This window comes from Streptomyces sp. FIT100, assembly GCF_024584805.1.
Classification (GTDB): Bacteria; Actinomycetota; Actinomycetes; order Streptomycetales; family Streptomycetaceae; genus Streptomyces.
Map to the genome: position 1 here is coordinate 3,956,875 of NZ_CP075715.1, position 23,108 is coordinate 3,979,982.

Annotated in this window: 21 protein-coding genes and 1 tRNA gene; 13 read left to right on the top strand and 9 right to left on the bottom strand. The window is 67.7% G+C overall.

Annotated features, from left to right (window positions below; genetic code table 11):
- Nucleotides 1–23 precede the first annotated feature (23 nt).
- From sigM to trxA, 4 genes are all read left to right on the top strand, one after another.
- Entirely contained in the window at nt 24–728 is a 705-nt protein-coding gene (sigM, locus tag KK483_RS17760) for an RNA polymerase sigma factor SigM (protein ID WP_262006195.1), read from the top strand.
- Entirely contained in the window at nt 725–1,645 is a 921-nt protein-coding gene (locus KK483_RS17765) for an anti-sigma factor (protein WP_262006196.1), read from the top strand. The genes sigM and KK483_RS17765 overlap by 4 nt, the downstream gene beginning before the upstream one ends.
- A 123-nt stretch (nt 1,646–1,768) precedes the next feature.
- Nucleotides 1,769–2,734: a thioredoxin-disulfide reductase gene (trxB, locus tag KK483_RS17770; RefSeq protein WP_262006197.1), complete on the top strand. Its 966-nt coding sequence runs from the start codon at nt 1,769–1,771 to the stop codon at nt 2,732–2,734.
- A 57-nt stretch (nt 2,735–2,791) separates the two neighbouring features.
- Nucleotides 2,792–3,133, top strand: a complete 342-nt coding sequence (gene trxA, locus KK483_RS17775) for a thioredoxin (protein ID WP_313879317.1) — start codon at nt 2,792–2,794, stop codon at nt 3,131–3,133.
- Nucleotides 3,134–3,213: 80 nt separating this feature from the next.
- On the opposite strand, the gene KK483_RS17780 is transcribed toward trxA, so the two are convergent.
- From KK483_RS17780 to rpmH, 9 genes are all read right to left on the bottom strand, one after another.
- Entirely contained in the window at nt 3,214–3,831 is a 618-nt protein-coding gene (locus tag KK483_RS17780; protein ID WP_242338722.1) for a GNAT family N-acetyltransferase, read from the bottom strand.
- Between the two features lie 300 nt (nt 3,832–4,131).
- Complete coding sequence (locus KK483_RS17785; RefSeq protein WP_262006198.1) at nt 4,132–5,232, bottom strand: ParB/RepB/Spo0J family partition protein; 1,101 nt, start codon at nt 5,230–5,232, stop codon at nt 4,132–4,134.
- On the bottom strand, nt 5,229–6,305 hold the full coding sequence (locus tag KK483_RS17790; RefSeq protein ID WP_313879319.1) for a ParA family protein: 1,077 nt from the start codon (nt 6,303–6,305) through the stop codon (nt 5,229–5,231). Before KK483_RS17790 ends, KK483_RS17785 begins: the two co-directional genes overlap by 4 nt.
- A 306-nt stretch (nt 6,306–6,611) precedes the next feature.
- Nucleotides 6,612–7,328: a 16S rRNA (guanine(527)-N(7))-methyltransferase RsmG gene (gene rsmG, locus KK483_RS17795; RefSeq protein ID WP_262006199.1), complete on the bottom strand. Its 717-nt coding sequence runs from the start codon at nt 7,326–7,328 to the stop codon at nt 6,612–6,614.
- Between the two features lie 105 nt (nt 7,329–7,433).
- The gene (locus KK483_RS17800; protein WP_262006200.1) at nt 7,434–7,946 is read right to left on the bottom strand and encodes a R3H domain-containing nucleic acid-binding protein; all 513 of its coding nucleotides are present in this window, start codon (nt 7,944–7,946) and stop codon (nt 7,434–7,436) included.
- 14 nt (nt 7,947–7,960) lie between these two features.
- Nucleotides 7,961–9,223, bottom strand: coding sequence for a membrane protein insertase YidC (yidC, locus tag KK483_RS17805; RefSeq protein WP_262006201.1), 1,263 nt, complete (start codon nt 9,221–9,223; stop codon nt 7,961–7,963).
- Between the two features lie 3 nt (nt 9,224–9,226).
- Nucleotides 9,227–9,553: a membrane protein insertion efficiency factor YidD gene (gene yidD, locus KK483_RS17810; RefSeq protein ID WP_242338732.1), complete on the bottom strand. Its 327-nt coding sequence runs from the start codon at nt 9,551–9,553 to the stop codon at nt 9,227–9,229.
- Nucleotides 9,550–9,921 (bottom strand): ribonuclease P protein component, encoded by a 372-nt coding sequence (gene rnpA / locus KK483_RS17815; protein WP_242338735.1) that lies wholly within the window; start codon nt 9,919–9,921, stop codon nt 9,550–9,552. The genes yidD and rnpA overlap by 4 nt, the downstream gene beginning before the upstream one ends.
- An 18-nt stretch (nt 9,922–9,939) precedes the next feature.
- Nucleotides 9,940–10,077 carry a 50S ribosomal protein L34 gene (rpmH, locus tag KK483_RS17820; protein ID WP_182853871.1) on the bottom strand — a complete coding sequence of 46 codons (138 nt, stop codon included), beginning with the start codon at nt 10,075–10,077 and terminating at the stop codon, nt 9,940–9,942.
- Nucleotides 10,078–10,459: 382 nt separating this feature from the next.
- Between rpmH and dnaA the strand changes: the two genes are divergently transcribed.
- The 9 genes from dnaA to KK483_RS17865 all read left to right on the top strand — a co-directional run bounded on the left by dnaA (nt 10,460) and on the right by KK483_RS17865 (nt 23,053).
- Nucleotides 10,460–12,232, top strand: coding sequence for a chromosomal replication initiator protein DnaA (gene dnaA / locus KK483_RS17825; RefSeq protein ID WP_313879320.1), 1,773 nt, complete (start codon nt 10,460–10,462; stop codon nt 12,230–12,232).
- Between the two features lie 994 nt (nt 12,233–13,226).
- Nucleotides 13,227–14,357, top strand: coding sequence for a DNA polymerase III subunit beta (gene dnaN, locus KK483_RS17830; protein WP_242338739.1), 1,131 nt, complete (start codon nt 13,227–13,229; stop codon nt 14,355–14,357).
- Nucleotides 14,358–14,491: 134 nt separating this feature from the next.
- Nucleotides 14,492–15,370 (top strand): phosphogluconate dehydrogenase (NAD(+)-dependent, decarboxylating), encoded by an 879-nt coding sequence (gene gnd, locus KK483_RS17835; protein WP_262006202.1) that lies wholly within the window; start codon nt 14,492–14,494, stop codon nt 15,368–15,370.
- A gap of 81 nt (nt 15,371–15,451) precedes the next feature.
- A complete protein-coding gene (recF, locus tag KK483_RS17840; RefSeq protein WP_262009577.1) occupies nt 15,452–16,573 on the top strand; it encodes a DNA replication/repair protein RecF in 1,122 nt (373 codons plus the stop codon).
- A complete protein-coding gene (locus tag KK483_RS17845) occupies nt 16,570–17,106 on the top strand; it encodes a DUF721 domain-containing protein (protein WP_262006203.1) in 537 nt (178 codons plus the stop codon). The genes recF and KK483_RS17845 overlap by 4 nt, the downstream gene beginning before the upstream one ends.
- A 330-nt stretch (nt 17,107–17,436) precedes the next feature.
- Complete coding sequence (gyrB, locus tag KK483_RS17850) at nt 17,437–19,512, top strand: DNA topoisomerase (ATP-hydrolyzing) subunit B (RefSeq protein WP_313879321.1); 2,076 nt, start codon at nt 17,437–17,439, stop codon at nt 19,510–19,512.
- Nucleotides 19,513–19,553: 41 nt separating this feature from the next.
- Nucleotides 19,554–22,187, top strand: a complete 2,634-nt coding sequence (gene gyrA / locus KK483_RS17855; protein WP_262006204.1) for a DNA gyrase subunit A — start codon at nt 19,554–19,556, stop codon at nt 22,185–22,187.
- Nucleotides 22,188–22,301: 114 nt separating this feature from the next.
- Nucleotides 22,302–22,895: a DUF3566 domain-containing protein gene (locus tag KK483_RS17860; RefSeq protein WP_313879322.1), complete on the top strand. Its 594-nt coding sequence runs from the start codon at nt 22,302–22,304 to the stop codon at nt 22,893–22,895.
- An 84-nt stretch (nt 22,896–22,979) separates the two neighbouring features.
- Nucleotides 22,980–23,053, top strand: a tRNA-Ile gene (locus KK483_RS17865).
- Nucleotides 23,054–23,108 lie beyond the last annotated feature (55 nt).

A 23,108-nucleotide genomic window follows, 5' to 3' on the forward strand; every position in this document is an offset into this window, starting at 1 on the left:
GAGACGTGGGAGGGGGCTCACCGTTGGACAACGCCACACTCGGCGACGCCGGCGACCAGGAACTCCTGGAACGGCATGTCGCCGGTGACCCGGACGCCTTCGGTGAGCTCGTACGGCGCCACCGCGATCGGTTGTGGGCCGTCGCCCTGCGTACGCTCGGCGACCGTGAGGAGGCGGCAGACGCCGTCCAGGACGCACTTGTCTCGGCCTTCAGGGCCGCCCACACATTCCGCGGACAGTCCGCGGTGACGACGTGGCTCCATCGCATCACCGTCAACGCTTGTCTGGACCGGGCCCGCAAGGCTGCGTCCCGCAGGACGTCTCCCGTCGATGACACCGAGCGGCTGGAGCAGCTACTCGAACCTCATGAATCCGCCGAGGCGCCGGCAGAGCGCCAGGATCTGCACCGCGAGCTGCTTGCCGCCCTGGCCAGACTTCCTGCCGATCAGCGGGCCGCACTGGTACTGGTCGACATGCAGGGCTACCCCGTGGCGGAGGCCGCTCGTGTGCTGGACGTACCCACCGGAACGGTGAAGAGCCGCTGTGCACGCGGACGGGCACGGCTGCTCCCCATGCTCACTCATTTGCGCAGTGACACCCGGGGTAACAGCGACCTCGGCGAGGGAAGGAACCGGACGCCAGGGGCATCCGTCCCACCGGCATCGGAAGCAAGGGATGCAGGGCCGAACGACCCTGCTGCTGTGAAGGGCGGAGGTGGGCGCACGTGACCTCCACGACCGGCACGGCTCAGCACCCGGATGTCTCCGAGATCTCCGATCTCACCGAAGGTCTCCTTTCACCCACCCGCCAGGCGGCAGTCAGAGCACATCTGGAGGAGTGTCCCCTCTGCGCCGAGGTACGTACCTCCCTGGAGGAGATCCGCGGCCTTCTGGGCACGCTTCCGGGGCCTCCCCGCATGCCGGCCGACATCGCCGGACGCATCGACGCCGCCTTGGCCGCCGAGGCGCTGCTGAATGCGACGGCACCGCACGACGAGCCCGAGCATGTTTCACGTGAAACATCGCCCGCGGAGCCTGCCGAGAGCGGCCACCTCGATCGCCCCGCAGGCCATCCTCGTGCGGCTACCGGTCCTGGCCGGGGGTATGCAACCCGGCGTCGGCGCCGTACCGCTCTCCTCGGAGCCGCCTTCGGTGTTGCTGCCCTGGGAGTGAGCGTGGTGCTCCTTCAGTCCGCCGACACGGACGGGGGCGCAGCGATGAAGGCCGAGAGTGGCGTCAGCGCTGCCGACACATCCGCCGACTTCTCCGAAGAAACACTCCAGGCTCGTGTCCATACCCTGCTGGCCGCCGATGCGACCTCCAAGGACGACCCGCCGGACGTCATGAAATCGGAGCCCCGCGAGGAGACCGGGTCCTCGGCCGACACCAAGGAAGGCCCCGCCTCTCCCATGCGGACAGCGTCCGCCACCGTTCCGCCCTGTATCCAGAAAGGCACCGGCCGTACAGATCCGGCCCTCGCCGCCGCACCAGGTACGTACGAAGACACCACGGTCTATCTCGTCGTGCTCCCACACCTGACCGACGGCACCCGCGTACAGGCGTACGTAGTCGACGCGGCATGCATCGACTCAGCCCCGTCCAGCAAGGGAAAACTCCTTCTCACGCACGCCTACTCTCGTCCCTGAGCGCGCCACGATGCCGCCCGGACTCCTCGGGAATGCAAGCCCCGTAGGATCCGTTGGGTGGGGTGAGAGTCGTTGATGCCCCTATAGGCAGTAGGCAGTTCTGCAGAGACGAGGAAGAAACCCGTGAGCGACGTCCGTAATGTGATCATCATCGGCTCCGGGCCGGCCGGGTACACCGCCGCGCTGTACACCGCGCGCGCATCGCTGAACCCGCTGGTATTCGAAGGCGCTGTCACCGCCGGTGGTGCGCTCATGAACACCACTGATGTCGAGAACTTCCCCGGCTTTCGCGACGGCATCATGGGGCCGGACCTGATGGACAACATGCGGGCGCAGTCAGAGCGCTTCGGTGCTGAGCTCGTGCCTGACGATGTCATCGCCGTGGACCTCACGGGTGAGATCAAGACGGTCACCGACACGGCAGGCACTGTCCACCGTGCCAAGGCCGTCATCGTCGCAACCGGCTCTCAGCACCGCAAGCTCGGGCTCCCGAACGAGGACACGCTCTCCGGCCGCGGAGTCTCCTGGTGCGCGACCTGCGACGGCTTCTTCTTCAAGGACCAGGACATTGTCGTCGTCGGCGGCGGCGACACCGCGATGGAAGAGGCCACCTTCCTCTCCCGCTTCGCCAAGTCCGTCACGGTCGTCCACCGCCGCGACACCCTGCGCGCCTCCAAGGCGATGCAGGATCGCGCTTTCGCCGACCCGAAGATCAAGTTCGCCTGGGACAGCGAGGTTGCCGAGATTCACGGCGATCAGAAGCTCTCCGGTCTGACCCTGCGGAACACCAAGACCGGCGAGACCTCCCCGCTCCCCGTGACCGGTCTGTTCATCGCAGTCGGACACGACCCGCGGACCGAGCTCTTCAAGGGTCAGCTGGAGCTGGACGGCGAGGGCTACCTGAAGGTCGATGCGCCGTCCACGCGCACGAACCTGACCGGTGTCTTCGGCGCCGGTGACGTGGTTGACCACACGTACCGGCAGGCCATCACCGCCGCCGGCACCGGCTGCTCGGCCGCGCTGGACGCCGAGCGTTTCCTCGCCGCCCTCGCGGACGACGAGAAGGCCACTGCCGCAGCGGCGGTCTGACCCCTCTGGCTTCTACGACCCCCACACCCCACACCCCTGTAAGCGAAGGAGGCCGCCGTGGCCCTGAAGACTGTGACCGACGCCAATTTCGACGACGAGGTCCTGAAGAGCGACAAGCCCGTGCTCGTCGACTTCTGGGCCGAATGGTGCGGTCCGTGCCGCCAGATCGCCCCGTCGCTGGAGGCCATCGCCGCTGAGCATGGCGACAAGATCGAGATCGTCAAGCTCAACATCGACGAGAACCCGGCCACGGCCGCGAAGTACGGCGTCATGTCCATTCCGACGCTCAACGTCTATCAGAATGGCGAGGTCGCCAAGACCATCGTCGGCGCCAAGCCGAAGGCCATGCTTGTCCGCGAGCTCGACACCTTCATCGGTGACGAGGTTGCCCAGGCCTGACAAGCTCGCGCTTCGTTTCACGTGAAACACGAATGGGCCAACCCGAGGGGGTTGGCCCATTCGCCGTCTCCGAGCCTCGGTCACAGCGGCCGAAGCGCCGGTTCCTTCTGTACTGCGCCCAGAAGCCGGTCCAGCGCAAGCTCCACGTCTTCCTTCCAGGAAAGCGTCGTACGCAGCTCCAGCCTGAGCCTGGGGTGCGTGGGGTGAGGGCGGACGGTCTTGAAGCCCACGGCCAGGAGATGGTCAGCGGGCAGGACACAGGCCGGCTCGGTCCAGCGGGCGTCGCCGAATGCCTCGATCGCCTTGAAGCCCCGACGGAGAAGATCCTTCGCCACTGTCTGGACCATGACCCGCCCTAGTCCTTGGCCTTGATAGCTGGGCATGATCCAGGCGGTCATGAGCTGCACGGCATCCGGTGAGACAGGACTCGTGGGAAATGCCGTCGACCGCGGCACATAGGCCGGCGGCGCGTACAGCACAAACCCCACCGGGATCTCATCGACATAGACAACACGTCCGCAGGAGCCCCACTCCAGTAGGACGGCCGAGATCCAGGCTTCCTTCTCCAGCTCGGGTCTGCCCGCTTTTACTGCTGCTTCTCCACTGACTGGATCAAGCTCCCAGAAGACACACGCTCGGCAGCGCTTGGGGAGGTCTGGAAGGTTGTCCAACGTGAGTGGTACGAGCCGACGCCCCATGAAGGCTGTTCCTCACTTCCTTCGACTGCCGCGCCAAGGGCAGCGGACAACGCGCTCCGTTCCCGGAGCAGGCTGCCGATGAACCCGCCGACCGCGCCAATGCTCAGGCCGGCTGTCAGTAGCTGGCTGCGGCTCACCGATCGCATGGCTCGCCTTCCTTTGAGATGGGTCAAGGTGGATGCGCCGTACCAGAACGCATCGTATCCACCCAGCGAGGACACGCCTACCGAGAGACGGCAAAGGGCGGACCGTGTTCCGCCGACTGCCGGACACGATCCGCCCTTGAGCCTGTACCGAGGCTCAGATTTCGTCGTCCTCGGCGGGTTCCTCGGAGTCACTCTGCTCCATGACCCGTCCTTCTCCCGGGGCGAGGGTGCCGAGAATCCGGTCCAGGTCCTCTATCGACGCGAACTCGACGACGATCTTGCCCTTCTTCTGACCCAGGTCGACCTTCACCCGGGTTTCGAAGCGGTCAGAGAGCCGGGACGCCAGATCCGTGAGCGCCGGCGAGAGGCGTGTGCCCGCTCGGGGGCCCTTCGGCTTCGGAGCGCTCGAGGGCCCCGAGCCCATCAGGGTCACGATCTCCTCGACAGCACGCACCGACAGCCCTTCAGCGACGATGCGGTGCGCCAGCCGGTCCTGCTCGTCGGAGTCCTCGATAGACAGCAGGGCCCGTGCGTGACCGGCGGAGAGCACACCGGCGGCGACCCGGCGCTGAACCGGCGGCGACAGGCGAAGGAGCCGCAGCGTGTTGGAGACCTGGGGACGCGAGCGCCCGATCCGGTCAGCCAGCTGGTCATGGGTGCACTTGAAGTCCTTCAGCAACTGGTCGTAGGCGGCAGCCTCTTCCAGTGGGTTCAGCTGTGCACGGTGGAGGTTTTCCAGGAGGGCGTCCAGGAGAAGCTTGTCGTCCTCCGTCGCCCGCACGATTGCCGGAATCCGCTCCAGGCCGGCCTCACGGCAGGCCCGCCAGCGGCGTTCACCCATGATGAGCTCATAGCGGTCGGGACCGAGCTGCCGAACCACGACGGGCTGAAGAAGACCGACCTCCTTGATGGAGGTGACCAGTTCGGCAAGTGCGTCCTCGTCGAAGACCTCACGCGGCTGCCGGGGGTTCGGCGTAATGGAGTCCAGCGGCACCTCGGCGAAGTGCGCTCCGGCGGGCGACACGATGTCCGACATCGTCTCGGGCTCCGGCTCGGCAGCCCGAGGCTCCGGGGTCACCGGCCCGGGCGGCAGCGTGGCCACCTTGGCGACGGCTACGCCTCGCTCCGCCGTGAGAACCGGTCCCGCTCCCGCTGATGCAGGACCGGCCCCGTCGGAAGCCACCGGCTTCTCCTGTGGAGCGGCCGGGATCAGTGCACCGAGCCCACGCCCCAATCCTCTACGTCGCTCGCTCACTGGATCCCCTCCGACTGACTCTGCTGGTTGTTCTGGCTGACCGCGTGCGCGGCCTTGGCCTCGTAATGAACCCCGACCCCCCGCAGCGCAATCTCACGGGCGGCCTCAAGATACGACAGGGAACCGCTGGAGCCCGGGTCGTACGTGAGAACCGTCTGCCCATAGCTGGGCGCCTCCGAGATGCGCACGGAACGCGGGATGCTTGTCCGCAGCACCTCATCACCGAAGTGACTGCGAACCTCGTCCGCCACCTGCGAGGCGAGCCTGGTCCGACCGTCGTACATGGTGAGCAGGATCGTCGACACATGCAGCGCCGGGTTGAGGTGCCCTCGCACCAGGTCGACGTTACGGAGGAGCTGCCCCAGTCCTTCGAGCGCGTAGTACTCGCACTGGATGGGGATCAGCACCTCCGCCCCGGCGACGAGGGCGTTCACGGTCAGCAGGCCGAGCGACGGCGGGCAGTCGATGAGGATGTAGTCCAGCGGCTGCTCATACGCCTGAATTGCTCGTTGCAGCCGACTCTCCCGCGCGACCAGGGACACCAACTCGATCTCCGCACCGGCGAGATCGATGGTGGCGGGGGCACAGAAGAGACCTTCGACATCCTGGACCGGCTGGACGACCTCGGAGAGCGGCTTGCTCTCCACAAGGACGTCATAGATCGACGGGACTTCGGCGTGATGGTCGATCCCCAAAGCCGTGGAGGCATTGCCCTGTGGATCCAGGTCGACCACCAGAACACGGGCGCCGTGCAGCGCCAGCGAAGCGGCAAGATTGACCGTTGTGGTCGTCTTACCCACTCCGCCCTTCTGGTTGGCGACCACCATGACGCGTGTCTGCTCAGGTCGGGGAAGACCTTCGCCGGCACGGCCCAGAGCCTCCACCGCCAGTTGGGCAGCACGACCAATGGGGGTGTCGTCCATCGGGGGCGGTGTTTCACGTGAAACATCGTCCCCCGTTGACTCGGTACGTGGACCGGGGACCGGGTCGGTCATCGGTCCCGCGATGTTGGCGTCGGACCGCAAGGATTCACTCTCCTCGACTTCAAGCTCGCGATGAACAGAGCCTGCCATGTCTTGGGGGTCGTGAACCAGCGAGGCCGGTGGTTCTGTGGAGGAAACCACCTCTGTGGACAATCCCGTAGCCCTCAAGAGGGGCTTCTGGTCACGAGGCGTGGCAGCGGCCCGGCCGCGGCTGATGATTCCCTGCAACAGTGAGCGACGTTTCACGTGAAACACGATGCACTTGCCGCAGGGTCACATCGTTACGACACTCCGAAATGCGTACGTATGGGGACGCATGACGACGACCCTCGACAGCCATCCTCGGCAGGCCCCAGGGACGGACGACCTCCCCGTCATCCGCGAGGGTCGCACATATCAACGACGGCGACGACTGCGCCCGACCCTGGCAGCCTTGGCCCGCTTGGCGGCAAAGCGGACACCACCCGGGCTCTCGCCGACCTCGACCCGGACCACCGTGGACAGCGGGTCGACGATGCCCTCGCCGACATGCAGTACGGAGGCCTCCACGACTCCGAGCTTGCTGAGAGCCGCCCGGGCTCCGTTGATCTCCTCTTCCGCGGTGTCGCCCTTCAGGGCCAGCATCTCGCCGTACGGCCGCAGAAGTGGCACACCCCAGCCGGCCAGTCGATCCAGCGGAGCCACCGCACGCGCCGTGACGACATGGACCGGCGGTAGCGTCCCGAGCACTTCCTCCGCCCGGCCGCGTACCACCGTGACATGGTCCAGGCCCAGGAGCTCGACGACTTCCTGGAGGAAATTGGTGCGACGGAGCAGCGGCTCAAGGAGCGTGATCTTGAGATCCGGGCGGACAAGAGCCAGCGGAATGCCAGGGAGCCCTGCGCCCGAGCCGACATCACAGACGGTGACACCCTCGGGCACGACCTCGGAGAGCACCGCGCAGTTCAGCAGATGCCGCTCCCACAGCCGTGGCACTTCACGCGGACCGATCAGCCCACGCTTGACCCCCGCGTCCGCGAGCAGCTCCGCGTACCGGACAGCCTCGGGGAAGAATTCACCGAACACCGTCCGCGCCTCTTCGGGCGCCTGGGGAAGCTCTGCTGCCTCCGTCACCGGGAACCGTCCTTCCGTACCGCTACCGCACTGTGTTGGCTGACTATCAGGCTGACAAAATTCGGCCCCGCCTGCGAACAGACGGGGCCGACAGAACGATGAGGTTCAGGCAGGGAGAACGACGACGAAGCGCTGGGGCTCCTCGCCCTCGGACTCACTGCGCAGACCAGCGGCGGCGACCGCGTCGTGCACGACCTTGCGCTCGAACGGGGTCATCGGCTTCAGCTTCACCGGCTCGCCGGAGTTCTTGACCTCGTCCGCGGCCTTGGCCCCGAGCTCAGCGAGCTCGGCACGCTTCTTGGCGCGGAAGCCCGCGATGTCCAGCATGAGCCGGCTGCGATCCCCGGTCTCCCGGTGCACCGCGAGACGCGTCAGCTCTTGAAGCGCCTCCAGCACCTCGCCGTCCCGGCCCACGAGCTTCTGCAGATCCCGGCTGCTCGTGTCGCTGATGATCGAAACCGCAGCCCGGTCCGCCTCGACGTCCATGTCGATGTCGCCGTCGAGATCGGCGATGTCGAGCAGGCCCTCAAGGTAGTCAGCGGCGATCTCTCCCTCCTGCTCGAGGTGGTTCAGCGTGTCGCTACCCTCGGCGGCGGCGGAGGTGGTGCCTTCCGTCACGGATGGACTCCTTCTTACTTCTTGGACGACGGGTGCTTGGGCCGCTGCTGGCCCTTGCGCTGTCCGGACTTGGCTTGGCGCGCGGAACCCGGGGCGGTCTTGGCCGCGGGCTTCGGCTTGGCGTCCTGCGGCTCGCCCTTCTCCAGCGACGTCTTGGACGTGGTGGACGTGGGTTCCTGCTGCGCGCTTCCGGCCTGAGCGGGACCGGACTGGCGCTGGGCCTTGCTCTGGCGCTTGGGCTGCTGACGACGTCCGGCCGCTCCGCCCTCGGCCTCCGCAGTGAGGGTGTCGCCCTTCACCACGCTGCCGTCAGCCTGGGCGGCGAAGCCCGCCTTGGACAGGCCCGCGATGAAGCGGCGCTCGTTCTCGTTGCGGTCGGCGCCCTTGGCGACGATGGCCTGGACGACGTTGCGCTTGCGGCGGCCGCGCACCTCGCCGTGAGCGGTGACGCTCTTCAGCAGACGCTGCAGGTAGCTGTCCTGCGCCTTGGAACCGGGGGTCGGGTTCTGGTTGATCACATACATCTGCTGGCCCATGGTCCACACGTTGGTGGTCAGCCAGTAGACGAGGACACCGACGGGGAAGTTGATACCCATGACGGCGAAGATCACCGGGAAGATGTACATCAGCATCTTCTGCTGCTGCATGTACGGCGTCTTGACCGACAGGTCGACGTTCTTCTGCATCAGCTGGCGCTGCGTGTAGAACTGCGACGCGGACATCAGGATGATCATCACCGCGGTGATGACGCGGACGTCCATGACCGTGGCGCCGAGCGCAGCGACCTTGTCCTGGGTGTCCGTGAACTTGGCGGCGATCGGAGCGCCGAAGATCTGGGCCTCACGGGCGCTGTCCACCAGCGTCTGGTTGAGCACGCCGATCGTCTTGCCGTTGGCGATGTTGCTCAGCACGTGGTAGAGCGCGAAGAAGAACGGCGACTGCGCGAGGATCGGAAGGCACGAGGACAGCGGGTTGGTCCCCGTGTCCTTGTACAGCTTCATCATCTCTTCGGACTGGCGCTGTCGGTCGTTCTTGTAGCGCTCCTGGATGGCCTTCATCTTCGGCTGGAGCGCCTGCATGTTCCGCATCGACTTGATCTGCTTCACGAAGAGCGGGATCAGACAGATACGGATCAGCACCACCAGGGACACGATGGACAGTCCCCAGGCCCAGCCCGTGTCGGGGCCGAAAAGGGCCCCGTACAGCTTGTGGAACTGGACGATGATCCAGGAGACGGGTGTGGTGATAAAGCTGAAGAGACTGGCAATCGTGTCCACTAATCAGGCTCCTTGAGCATTGGGCGAGGTCTCTGCGGCCGGGCTGGTCTCAGGGGGGTGCCCGCCCTTGCCGCCACGCAGGTATTCGCGCAGCAGCTCGTGCCAACGAGGTCGTTTGCGCGGTGGCACGTGGTCCACCCCGCCGGGCGACCACGGATTGCACCGCAGGATCCGCCAGGCGGTCAGGGCCGTACCCTTCACCGCGCCATGCCGGTCGATGGCTGTGTATCCGTAGTGAGAACACGACGGGTAGTACCTGCAGACGGGCCCCAGCAGCGGGCTGATCGTCCACTGGTACAGCTTGATCAGAGCCAGCAGCGGGTACTTCATCGCGCGCCCCCTCCCAGCAGCCGCTGGAGAGCGGCGTCCAGGTCTCGGGCCAGCTGTGCATGGTCGGCGTCGCCCGCTCCGGGCAGCGCCCGTACGACCACCAGGCTACCGGGGGGCAGCTCGAGCAGTCGTTCGCGTATCAGGTGCCGCAGTCGACGCTTCACCTGATTACGGGTGACCGCGCCACCTACCGCCTTGCTCACGACGAAACCCGCACGCGTCGGGGGAGCGCTCTCCCCAGGCGCGTGCGGGTCCGTTGCACCGCTGCGTAGATGGACGACGAGAAGCGGGCGTCCGGCCCGGCGTCCCCGGCGTACCGCGGTCGCGAAGTCCTCGCGCCGCCTCAGCCGATTCTCGGTAGGCAGCACGTCATGACCTGTACGCGATCAGGCGGACAGGCGGGCGCGACCCTTGCTGCGGCGGTTCGCCAGAATGGCGCGGCCGGCACGGGTACGCATGCGCAGGCGGAAACCGTGGGTCTTCGCGCGACGACGGTTGTTCGGCTGGAAGGTGCGCTTGCTCACTCGGGGGCTCCAGTAATGATTCGTGTGGCGGCGGGACATCGCCTGGCTGTCACCGTGCGCCCACGAGTAGCTCGCAATACGCCCGAGTGCACCGCTTCACAATCACCGATCGTGATCTACTGATCGTGATCTTTGCCCATCGGAGGCAGGCGGCAGCAGCCATCGACAACTCGACCTGGTTACGGTACGCGCGGCTACGCCATTCGGTCAAACCAGCACCACGGCAGGGCCCGCTGTGCACAGGCTGTGGACAACAACTTGAACCGCGCGGTCGCCCTGACTACCGTGACTGGACTCGAATTCCTTTCCTACCCGCCTGCCGGGCCTGACCAACCCGTCCCGAGAACCACACATTCGTGGGACCTGTGAGAGAGCGTGCCTTGTGGCTGACGTACCTGCCGATCTTGCCGCAGTGTGGCCACGAGTGCTGGAGCAGCTCCTCGGGGAGGGCCAGCAGGGCATCGAGCCGAAGGACAAGCAGTGGATCGAGCGCTGCCAGCCGCTCGCGCTGGTGGCCGACACCGCTCTCCTCGCCGTCCCCAACGAGTGGGGCAAGCGCGTCCTCGAAGGCCGGCTGGCCCCGCTGATCAGCGACACCCTCAGTCGCGAATGCGGCCGTCCGATCCGCATCGCGATCACCGTCGACGAGTCCGTGGCGGAGCCGGCCACCACCCCGTCGGCCCCTCCCATGCAGCAGCAGCCCCGTTACCAGGGGCCGCAGCACGACGAGCCGCGCCACAGCGACGCGTACGACGGCTACGGGCACCGGCCCACGAACGACGACGGGATGCCCACCGTCCGCCCCGCGTACCCCGAATACCAGCAGCGCCCCGAGCCCGGCGCCTGGCCACGCACCGCCGAGGACCTGTCCTGGCAGCAGCCCCGGCACGGCGGATACCAGGAGCGCGATCCGTACGCGACCCGCCCCCAGCAGCACGACTACCGGTCGCCGCTGCCCGACCGCGGGCAGTACGACCAGCAGCGGCCCGAGCGCCACGAACGGCCTGAGCCCAGCGGCCCGCGGCATGGCGGTCCGGGCGGACCTTCCGGCGGGGGAGTCCCCGGCGGCGGGCCCGGCCCGCTCGGTGCGCAGCCGTCGCCGGCGCCGGGACCGGGTGAGCCGCATGCCCGGCTCAACCCCAAGTACCTCTTCGACACCTTCGTCATCGGCGCCTCCAACCGCTTCGCGCACGCCGCTGCCGTGGCGGTGGCCGAGGCCCCGGCGAAGGCGTACAACCCCCTCTTCATCTATGGGGAGTCGGGGCTGGGCAAGACCCATCTGCTGCATGCCATCGGGCACTACGCGCGAAGCCTCTACCCCGGAACGCGCGTTCGGTACGTCAGCTCCGAGGAGTTCACGAACGAGTTCATCAACTCGATCCGGGACGGCAAGGGCGACGCGTTCCGCAAGCGCTACCGGGATGTGGACATCCTGCTGGTCGACGACATCCAGTTCCTCGCGAGCAAGGAGTCGACGCAGGAGGAGTTCTTCCACACCTTCAACACGCTCCACAACGCGAACAAGCAGATCGTGCTGTCCTCGGACCGGCCGCCCAAGCAGCTGATGACCCTCGAGGACCGGTTGCGCAACCGCTTCGAGTGGGGTCTGACCACCGATGTGCAGCCGCCGGAGCTGGAGACGCGGATCGCGATCCTCCGCAAGAAGGCGGTGCAGGAGCAGCTCAACGCCCCGCCGGAGGTACTGGAGTTCATCGCCTCCCGGATCTCGCGGAACATCCGTGAGCTGGAGGGCGCCCTCATCCGGGTCACGGCCTTCGCCAGCCTCAACCGGCAACCGGTCGACCTCGGGCTCACCGAGATCGTCCTCAAGGATCTGATCCCGGGCGGAGAGGACAGCTCCCCGGAGATCACGGCGACAGCGATCATGGCGGCGACAGCCGACTACTTCGGGCTGACGGTGGAGGACCTCTGCGGGTCCTCACGCAGCCGGGTGCTGGTCACTGCCCGGCAGATCGCGATGTACCTGTGCAGGGAGCTCACGGACCTCTCGCTGCCGAAGATCGGCGCGCAGTTCGGTGGCCGCGACCACACGACGGTGATGCACGCGGACCGGAAGATCCGCGCGCTCATGGCCGAGCGGCGCTCGATCTACAACCAGGTCACCGAGCTGACCAACCGCATCAAGAACGGCTGACACCGCCACACCGCCACACCGGCACGCCACGCCACCGTCGCCGCGCACAGGGGCAGAGGCGGACGCAGGGGCGGGCAGAGGACAGGCACAGGGCCGGCACAGGCTCCTCATACGGCTGCCGAAGGGCGCCCCGGGACGGACTCCCGGGGCGCCCTTCGCGGTTTCGGACGCAGCCATCGGCCATCGGCGCGCCACCGCGCCGCCACCACCCCGCCACGGCGCTGTTCGAATACATGCCGCCGCCGGCCCGTTCTCCACAGAAGTACGGACGATCTTCCGTCCACAGCCTGGGGACTCCCGAGTTGTCCAGATTGCGTCCACAGGCACGGTTGATGAGACTTGATCACTCCAGGTCAACCGGTTGTGGATTTGTGGCCAGCCACGTTCCACAGACTGTGGACGGATCTTCCGTCCACAGTCTGTGATCCAGGTTGTCCCCATGCAGCCCACAGGCCGGGCGTTGTTGCCCACAGCTTCGTCCGGCTTCTCCACACCTCTGTCCACTGTTCGGCAACGAAACGCCCGAGCTCACCGGACCGAGTGAAAGGCGTCACACCAAGGCGCTGGATTGGGCTGTGGGGAACGTGGGTAAAGCTGGGGACAGCACTGGGGAGAAGTCGGTGTGCCCTGTGCACCGGATGTGCAGAACTTCGAGGCGTCCACAGAAAGCACGGGTTGTCCACCGCTCGCGCCCACAGGCCCGGTGGACAAAAAATCGCGCCTGACCTGCGCGGATGGCGTTATCCACGGTTTCCACAGGCCCTACTACTACTCCCACTTAGAGTTACCGGGGAATCCGCTTCGAAGAGGGCCCTGTGCACAACTCGGCGCCGGAGCTCCGGCTGGCTCTTGTCTCGACTTGACCCCGACCCGCACCGACTGTCGGTGCCGTGCGTCAGACTGGTCTCCGGCATCGGGCCCGGCTCCGGCTGAGAGCCCCGTGCCGGTGACGAAGGCCAGCAGGGCGAGCGAGCAACAGCAGGAGGCGGTTCCGGTGAAGATCCGGGTGGAGCGCGATGTACTCGCGGAGGCGGTGGCGTGGGTGGCCAGGAGCCTCCCGGCCCGTCCGCCGGCGCCCGTTCTCGCGGGCCTTCTTCTGAAGGCCGAGGACGGCGCTCTCAGCTTCTCCAGCTTCGACTACGAGGTCTCGGCCAAGGTCTCGGTCGACGCCGAGGTCGAGGAGGAAGGGACGGTGCTCGTCTCCGGCCGTCTCCTCGCCGACATCAGCCGCGCCCTCCCCAACCGGCCGGTGGAGATTTCCACAGACGGTGTACGGGCGACCGTGGTCTGCGGCTCCTCCCGCTTCACCCTCCACACACTGCCTGTGGAGGAGTACCCGGCGCTGCCGCAGATGCCGACCGCGACCGGCACCGTCCCCGGTGAGGTCTTCGCCTCGGCCGCCGCCCAGGTCGCCATCGCCGCGGGCCGCGACGACACCCTGCCCGTCCTGACCGGCGTACGGATCGAGATCGAGGGCGACACGGTCACCCTGGCCTCCACCGACCGCTACCGCTTCGCGGTCCGCGAGTTCCTGTGGAAGCCGGAGTCCCCGGACGCCTCCGCGGTCGCCCTGGTGCCCGCGAAGACGCTGCTCGACACGGCCAAGGCGCTGACCAGCGGTGACACGGTCACGCTGGCGTTGTCCGGCTCCGGTGCCGGCGAGGGCCTCATCGGCTTCGAGGGTGCCGGCCGGCGCACCACCACCCGCCTGCTCGAGGGTGACCTGCCGAAGTACCGGACGCTGTTCCCGACCGAGTTCAACTCGGTCGCGGTGATCGAGACCGCCCCGTTCGTCGAGGCCGTCAAGCGCGTCGCCCTCGTCGCCGAGCGGAACACCCCGGTGCGGCTCAGCTTCGAGCAGGGCGTGCTGATCCTGGAGGCCGGCTCCAGCGACGATGCACAGGCTGTGGAGCGTGTGGACGCGCAGCTGGAGGGCGACGACATCTCCATCGCCTTCAACCCGACGTTCCTGCTGGACGGCCTGAGCGCCATCGACTCCCCCGTGGCCCAGCTCTCCTTCACCACGTCCACCAAGCCCGCGCTGCTCAGCGGCAAGCCCGCGGTGGACGCGGAGGCGGACGAGGCCTACAAGTACCTGATCATGCCGGTGCGGCTCTCGGGCTGACCGGCCGTAAGCACCGGTCGGCTGCCTTCGTACAGGCGTACGCCTGAGCGGCTGACCCCACAGGTGTGCACCCGCGTCCCGGCGTAGGCTCGGACGCGGGTACCAGACTGCACACGACGCTAAGGAAAACTCTGATGGAGCTCGGTCTCGTCGGCCTCGGCAAGATGGGCGGCAACATGCGCGAGCGCATCCGCCGCGCAGGCCACACCGTCATCGGCTACGACCGCAACCCGGAACTCTCCGATGTCCACAGCCTCGAGGAGCTTGTGGCCAAGCTCAAGGGTCCGCGCGTCGTGTGGGTGATGGTCCCGGCCGGTGCCGCGACGCAGGCCACCGTCGACGAGCTGGCCGCGCTGCTCTCCCCCGGCGACATCGTCGTGGACGGCGGCAACTCGCGGTGGACGGACGACGAGAAGCACGCCGTCGAGCTGGGCATCAAGGGCATCGGCTTCGTCGACTGCGGTGTGTCCGGCGGCGTCTGGGGCCTGGAGAACGGCTATGCGCTGATGTACGGCGGCCACGAGGAGCATGTCGCCAGGGTGCAGCCGATCTTCGACGCGCTGAAGCCCGAGGGCGAGTTCGGCTCGGTGCACGCGGGCAAGGTCGGTGCCGGACACTTCGCGAAGATGGTCCACAACGGCATCGAGTACGCCATGATGCAGGCCTACGCCGAGGGCTGGGAGCTGCTGGAGAAGGTCGACTCGGTCACGGACGTCCGTGAGGTCTTCCGCTCCTGGCAGGAGGGCACGGTCATCCGCTCCTGGCTGCTCGACCTGGCGGTCAACGCCCTGGACGAGGACGAGCACCTGGAGAAGCTGCGTGGTTATGCACAGGACTCCGGCGAGGGCCGGTGGACTGTGGAAGCCGCGATCGACAACGCGGTGCCGCTGCCTGCGATCACCGCGTCGCTCTTCGCGCGGTTCGCGTCGCGCCAGGAGGACTCCCCGCAGATGAAGATGATCGCTGCCCTCCGGAACCAGTTCGGCGGACACGCGGTCGAGAGCAAGAAGTAATCCACAGGCTGTTGGCAACGTCCTGCCGCCAACAGCCCGTCGGTGAGCAGTGAGCAGCAGCCGGGGGAGGTCGGCGTCCACATGCATGTCACGCATCTGTCGCTGGCCGATTTCCGCTCGTACGCCCGGGTCGAGGTCCCGCTCGACCCGGGCGTCAGCGTGTTCGTGGGGGCGAACGGCCAGGGCAAGACGAACCTGGTCGAGGCCGTCGGCTATCTCGCGACCCTCGGCAGCCACCGGGTCGCGTCCGACGCTCCGCTGGTGCGGGTGGGGGCGGACCGCGCCGTCATCCGCGCGGCCGTCACACAGGGCGAGCGTTCCCAGCTGATCGAGCTGGAGCTCAATCCCGGCAGGGCGAATCGGGCGCGGATCAACCGGTCGTCCCAGGTCAGGCCGCGGGACGTGCTCGGGATCGTACGGACGGTGCTCTTCGCGCCGGAGGATCTGGCGCTGGTCAAGGGGGATCCCGGCGAGCGGCGGCGTTTCCTCGACGAACTGATCACGGCGCGCTCCCCGCGGATGGCGGGGGTGCGGTCCGACTACGAGCGAGTGCTCAAGCAGCGCAACACGCTGCTGAAGTCCGCGGCGATGGCGCGGCGGCACGGCGGCCGCTCGATGGATCTGTCCACGCTCGACGTCTGGGACCAGCATCTGGCGCACGCGGGCGCGGAGCTGCTGGCCCGGCGGCTCGATCTGATCGCGGCGCTGCGGCCGCTGACCGACAAGGCGTACGAGCAGCTGGCGCCGGGCGGCGGGCCGGTCGCGCTGGAGTACCGCGGATCGGCCGGCGGCGACGGGCACGCGCGCGACGAGCTGTACGAGCAGCTCATCGCCGCGCTCGCGGAGTCGCGCAAGCAGGAGATCGAGCGGGGCGTCACGCTCGTCGGGCCGCACCGCGACGAGCTGCTGCTGAAGCTGGGCGAGCTGCCGGCGAAGGGGTACGCGAGCCACGGCGAGTCCTGGTCGTACGCGCTGGCGCTGCGGCTGGCCTCGTACGACCTGCTCAGGGCCGAGGGCAACGAGCCGGTGCTCGTCCTCGACGACGTCTTCGCCGAGCTGGACGCCCGTCGCCGGGAGCGGCTTGCGGAACTGGTGGCTCCGGGCGAGCAGGTGCTGGTGACGGCGGCGGTGGACGACGACGTTCCGGGAGTGCTCGCGGGGGCGCGGTACGCCGTGGCGGACGGGGCGGTGGAGCGCGTATGAGCGAGGACGGGACGTCCAAGACGCCGGAGCCGTCCGGGGTGGATCTGGCACGCGTGGCGCTGCGCGCCGCCAAGGAGCAGGCGCGGGCGCGAGGCGCGGCCGCGCAGGAGAAGCGTCAGGCCAGGCGGGGCGGCGGACTGCGCTCCGGTGCCCGGGCGGACGGGCGCGACCCGCTGCCGCTGGGCGCCGCGATCAACCGGCTGATCACCGAGCGGGGCTGGGAGACGCCCGCGGCGGTGGGCGGTGTGATGGGCCGCTGGCCGCAGATCGTGGGCGAGGACCTGGCGAAGCACTGCGTGCCGCTGCGGTACGACGAGGCCCCGGACGAGCGCGTCCTGACCGTGCAGTGCGACTCGACGGCGTGGGCGACACAGCTGCGGCTGCTTGCCCCGCGGCTGGTGGCGCGACTGAACGAGGACCTCGGCCAGGGGACGGTCCGACTGATCAAGGTGCTCGGTCCGGGCGGTCCCGCTCGCCGCTTCGGCCCGCTCCGGGCGCCCGGCAGCACGGGCCCGGGCGACACCTACGGCTGACCTTCGGGCCCCCGATCGACCCCGCTCCGCGGTGCTACGTCCCGCGCGGAGACCTCCGGATCACCATGCGTCCCATGAGGCGTCCCTCACCGTAGCCGAAGGTTGACAGGCCGAAGCGCTCAATGCCCGTGTGAGCCTCTTGGAGCCCCTTCCCGAATATGGGGAGTCGGTCGACGCCCGTTCAGGGCGGCACATGCGGACTCAGGTACCGGCAAACCCCCATTCATGTCGGCGGTACCGGTAGACTGGTAGAGAATCCCGCCCGACGGACGGGACACGTGGATTACTGCCGAACGACGCAGCCGCTCCCGCTAGCCCGGAGAACGGCTTGTGCTGTGCCAGAAAGGGCGCTTCGTGGCCGATTCCGGCAACCCCAACGAGAACATTCCTTCCACTGCTGCCGACGCGACCGGCGAGGCCACGGCCTCCCCGTCCTACGACGCCAGCGCGATCACCGTCCTCGAGGGTCTGGACGCGGTCCGCAAGCGGCCCGGCATGTACATCGGCTCGACCGGTGAGCGTGGACTCCATCACCTCGTCTACGAGGTCGTCGACAACTCCGTCGACGAGGCCCTGGCCGGTCACGCGGACACGATCGACGTGACGATCCTCGCCGACGGCGGTGTCCGGGTTGTGGACAACGGGCGAGGCATCCCTGTGGGCATCGTCCCCTCCGAGGGGAAGCCGGCCGTCGAGGTCGTGCTGACGGTGCTGCACGCGGGCGGCAAGTTCGGCGGCGGCGGCTACGCCGTCTCCGGTGGTCTCCACGGAGTCGGTGTGTCCGTGGTGAACGCGCTGTCGACCAAGGTCGCGGTCGAGGTCAAGACCGACGGTCACCGCTGGACGCAGGACTACAAGCTGGGCACGCCCACCGCGCCGCTGCAGAAGAACGAGGCGACCGACGAGTCCGGCACCTCGGTCACCTTCTGGGCCGACCCCGACATCTTCGAGACGACCGAGTACTCCTTCGAGACGCTCTCGCGCCGTTTCCAGGAGATGGCCTTCCTCAACAAGGGCCTGACCCTGACGCTGACGGACGAGCGCGAGTCGGCGAAGGCCACGGTCGGCGCCGACGACCCGGACGCCGAGGCAGCCGCGGAGCCGAAGGCGCGTACGGTCACGTACCACTACGAGGGCGGCATCGTCGACTTCGTGAAGTACCTGAACTCGCGCAAGGGCGAGCTCATCCACCCCTCGGTCATCGACATCGACGCCGAGGACAAGGAGCGGATGCTCTCGGTCGAGATCGCGATGCAGTGGAACTCGCAGTACAGCGAGGGTGTCTACTCGTTCGCGAACACGATCCACACGCACGAGGGCGGCACTCACGAAGAGGGCTTCCGCGCCGCGCTGACCGGTCTCGTCAACCGCTACGCGCGCGACAAGAAGCTGCTGCGCGAGAAGGACGACAACCTCACGGGTGAGGACATCCGCGAGGGTCTCACCGCGATCATCTCGGTCAAGCTCGGCGAGCCGCAGTTCGAGGGCCAGACGAAGACGAAGCTGGGCAACACCGAGGCGAAGACCTTCGTGCAGAAGGTCGTCCACGAGCACCTGACCGACTGGTTCGACCGCAACCCCAACGAGGCCGCGGACATCATCCGCAAGTCGATCCAGGCCGCCACCGCCCGGGTCGCCGCCCGCAAGGCCCGCGATCTGACCCGCCGCAAGGGGCTGCTGGAGAGCGCCTCGCTGCCCGGCAAGCTCTCGGACTGCCAGTCGAACGACCCCACCAAGTGCGAGATCTTCATCGTCGAGGGTGACTCCGCCGGCGGCTCGGCCAAGTCCGGCCGCAACCCGATGTACCAGGCGATCCTGCCGATCCGCGGCAAGATCCTGAACGTCGAGAAGGCGCGCATCGACAAGATCCTTCAGAACACCGAGGTCCAGGCCCTCATCTCGGCCTTCGGCACCGGTGTCCACGAGGACTTCGACATCGAGAAGCTCCGCTATCACAAGATCATCCTGATGGCGGACGCCGACGTCGACGGACAGCACATCAACACGCTGCTGCTGACCTTCCTCTTCCGCTTCATGCGCCCGCTGGTCGAGGCGGGCCACGTCTTCCTCTCCCGCCCGCCGCTCTACAAGATCAAGTGGGGCCGGGACGACTTCGAGTACGCGTACTCGGACCGCGAGCGCGACGCCCTCGTGGAGCTCGGCAAGCGTCAGGGCAAGCGGATCAAGGAAGACTCGATCCAGCGCTTCAAGGGTCTCGGCGAGATGAACGCCGAGGAGCTGCGCATCACCACCATGGACATCGAGCACCGCGTACTCGGCCAGGTCACCCTGGACGACGCCGCGCAGGCCGACGACCTCTTCTCGGTGCTGATGGGCGAGGACGTAGAGGCGCGGCGCTCCTTCATCCAGCGCAACGCCAAGGACGTCCGCTTCCTCGACATCTGAGTCGGTCTCAGCTGACCGCACGAAAGGACTGAAGACCAGCAATGGCCGACGAGAACACCCCCGTGACCACCGAGTCCGAAGAGGAAGACCAGCAGCTGCGGATCGAGCCCGTCGGGCTCGAGACCGAGATGCAGCGCTCGTACCTCGACTACGCGATGTCCGTCATCGTCTCGCGTGCGCTGCCGGACGTACGGGACGGCCTCAAGCCGGTCCACCGCCGTGTGCTCTACGCGATGTACGACGGCGGCTACCGGCCCGAGAAGGGCTTCTACAAGTGCGCCCGTGTCGTCGGCGACGTCATGGGTACGTACCACCCGCACGGCGACTCCTCGATCTACGACGCGCTCGTCCGTCTGGCACAGCCGTGGTCGATGCGGATGCCGCTGGTCGACTCCAACGGCAACTTCGGTTCCCCGGGCAACGACCCGGCCGCCGCCATGCGGTACACCGAGTGCAAGATGATGCCGCTGTCCATGGAGATGCTCCGGGACATCGACGAGGAGACCGTCGACTTCCAGGACAACTACGACGGCCGCAACCAGGAGCCGACGGTCCTGCCGGCGCGCTTCCCGAACCTGCTGGTCAACGGCAGCGCCGGCATCGCCGTCGGTATGGCCACCAACATTCCGCCGCACAATCTGCGCGAGGTCGCGGCCGGCGCCCAGTGGGCGCTGGAGCACCCCGAGGCCAGCCACGAGGAGCTCCTCGACGCGCTGATCGAGCGGATCAAGGGCCCGGACTTCCCGACCGGCGCGCTCGTCGTCGGCCGCAAGGGCATCGAGGAGGCGTACCGGACCGGCCGCGGCTCCATCACGATGCGCGCGGTCGTCGAGGTCGAGGAGATCCAGAACCGCCAGTGCCTGGTGGTCACGGAGCTGCCGTACCAGGTCAACCCGGACAACCTCGCGCAGAAGATCGCCGACCTCGTCAAGGACGGCAAGGTCGGCGGCATCGCCGACGTCCGCGACGAGACCTCCTCCCGGACCGGTCAGCGCCTCGTCATCGTGCTCAAGCGTGACGCCGTCGCCAAGGTCGTCCTCAACAACCTCTACAAGCACACCGACCTGCAGACGAACTTCGGCGCCAACATGCTGGCGCTCGTCGACGGTGTGCCGCGCACGCTGTCCCTCGACGCGTTCATCCGCCACTGGGTGACGCATCAGATCGAGGTCATCGTCCGTCGGACGAAGTTCCGGCTGCGCAAGGCCGAGGAGCGGGCCCACATCCTGCGCGGTCTGCTCAAGGCGCTCGACGCGATCGACGAGGTCATCGCGCTGATCCGGCGCAGTGACACGGTCGAGGTCGCGCGCGAGGGCCTGATGGGCCTGCTGCAGATCGACGAGATCCAGGCGAATGCGATCCTGGAGATGCAGCTGCGCCGGCTCGCCGCCCTGGAGCGCCAGAAGATCGTGCAGGAGCACGACGAGCTGCAGGCGAAGATCAACGAGTACAACGCGATCCTCGCCTCGCCCGAGAAGCAGCGTCAGATCGTCAGCGAGGAGCTGGCCGTCATCGTCGAGAAGTTCGGCGACGACCGGCGTTCCAAGCTGGTCCCCTTCGACGGTGACATGTCCATCGAGGACCTGATCGCCGAAGAGGACATCGTCGTCACCATCACGCGTGGCGGCTACATCAAGCGGACCAAGACCGAGGACTACCGCTCGCAGAAGCGGGGCGGAAAGGGCGTGCGCGGCACGAAGCTGAAGCAGGACGACATCGTCGACCACTTCTTCGTCTCGACCACGCACCACTGGCTGTTGTTCTTCACCAACAAGGGCCGGGTCTACCGGGCCAAGGCGTACGAGCTGCCGGACGCCGGCCGGGACGCCCGCGGCCAGCACGTCGCCAACCTGCTGGCCTTCCAGCCGGACGAGCAGATCGCCGAGATCCTCGCGATCCGCGACTACGAGGCGGCGCCTTATCTGGTGCTCGCCACCAAGGCCGGTCTGGTGAAGAAGACCTCGCTGAAGGACTACGACTCGCCCCGCTCCGGCGGTGTCATCGCGATCAACCTCCGGGAGACGGACGACGGCGCCGAAGGCGGTGCCGACGAGCTGATCGGCGCCGAGCTGGTGTCCTCCGAGGATGACCTGCTGCTCATCAGCAAGAAGGCGCAGTCGATCCGGTTCACCGCGACGGACGAGGCGCTTCGCCCGATGGGCCGTGCCACTTCGGGTGTCAAGGGCATGAGTTTCCGCGAGGGCGACGAACTGCTGTCGATGAATGTCGTCAGGCCCGGTACCTTCGTGTTCACTGCCACCGACGGCGGGTACGCGAAGCGGACCGCCGTCGACGAGTACCGCGTCCAGGGCCGCGGCGGCCTCGGTATCAAGGCCGCCAAGATCGTGGAGGACCGCGGTTCGCTCGTCGGCGCGCTGGTGGTCGAGGAGACCGACGAGATCCTCGCCATCACGTTGTCCGGTGGCGTGATTCGTACGCGAGTCAATGAAGTCAGGGAGACGGGCCGTGACACCATGGGCGTCCAACTGATCAATCTCGGCAAGCGCGATGCTGTGGTCGGCATCGCCCGCAACGCCGAGGCCGGCCGCGAGGCCGAGGAGGTCGACGGGCCCGAGGACGCCGAGAGCGGCGTCACGGCCGGGACCGCCGAGGCTGGTGTGGCTGCCGAGGCCGCCGAGGGCACGGAGCTCTCGGCTGGGGAGCACGAGGAGTAAAGCGTGAGTGGAGCCACCGGCGCCGGACCCGGACCGGCTGCTGCCGGAGCTGCCGGAGCCGCCCCTGGGGCGACCGGTGCCGGTGGCTCCACCACGGACTCCCAGGGGGTTACGGTGACGGACACCCGGGGGCCGCAGCCCCCGTACGAAACGCATGGTGGGGAGCAACCGGTGCAGCAGGGAACGCAGCCGTACCACCCGCCCCAGGCGTACCCCTCACCCCATGGGGGCGCGGGGACGCAGGGCGGCCAGCAGCACGGTGCCGCGCAGCAGCCGCATGCCGGCGCGGCCGGCAGCGCAGTGCGCCGGCCACGCACGGGGGCGAGCACACAGCCACGGACACGCAAGGCGCGGCTCCGGGTGGCCAAGGCCGATCCGTGGTCGGTGATGAAGGTCAGCTTCCTTCTCTCCATCGCGCTGGGCATCTGCACCGTCGTCGCATCCGCGGTGCTGTGGATGGTCATGGACGCCATGGGCGTCTTCTCGACGGTCGGCGGCACGATCAGCGAGGCGACCGGGTCGAACGAGAGCAACGGCTTCGACCTCCAGTCGTTCCTGTCGCTGCCGCGCGTGCTGCTCTTCACCTCGGTGATCGCGGTGATCGATGTGGTGCTCGCCACGGCCCTGGCGACGCTGGGCGCCTTCATCTACAACCTCTCCGCCGGGTTCGTGGGCGGAGTCGAGCTGACTCTCGCCGAGGACGAATAGGCGGAGGTCGCGGGGGGCAGAGAACCGATTTTGGGACTGCCCCCCAGGTGCGCTAATCTTCAGGGGTCAGCGCGCGAGCGCGGAGGGGCTATAGCTCAGTTGGTTAGAGCGCATCCCTGATAAGGATGAGGCCACAGGTTCAAATCCTGTTAGCCCCACAGTGACGAAGGCCCGGACGGAATCATCTGTCCGGGCCTTTCGGTCGTTCACGGG

Bases quoted from the DNA above. Each gene is read 5' to 3' on its own strand.
- KK483_RS17780 (WP_242338722.1), bottom strand. From the start codon at position 3,831: ATGGGGCGTCGGCTCGTACCACTCACGTTGGACAACCTTCCAGACCTC.
- KK483_RS17790 (WP_313879319.1), bottom strand. From the start codon at position 6,305: ATGGCAGGCTCTGTTCATCGCGAGCTTGAAGTCGAGGAGAGTGAATCC.
- yidD (WP_242338732.1), bottom strand. From the start codon at position 9,553: ATGAAGTACCCGCTGCTGGCTCTGATCAAGCTGTACCAGTGGACGATC.
- gnd (WP_262006202.1), top strand. From the start codon at position 14,492: ATGGAGCTCGGTCTCGTCGGCCTCGGCAAGATGGGCGGCAACATGCGC.
- recF (WP_262009577.1), top strand. From the start codon at position 15,452: ATGCATGTCACGCATCTGTCGCTGGCCGATTTCCGCTCGTACGCCCGG.
- KK483_RS17845 (WP_262006203.1), top strand. From the start codon at position 16,570: ATGAGCGAGGACGGGACGTCCAAGACGCCGGAGCCGTCCGGGGTGGAT.
- gyrA (WP_262006204.1), top strand. From the start codon at position 19,554: ATGGCCGACGAGAACACCCCCGTGACCACCGAGTCCGAAGAGGAAGAC.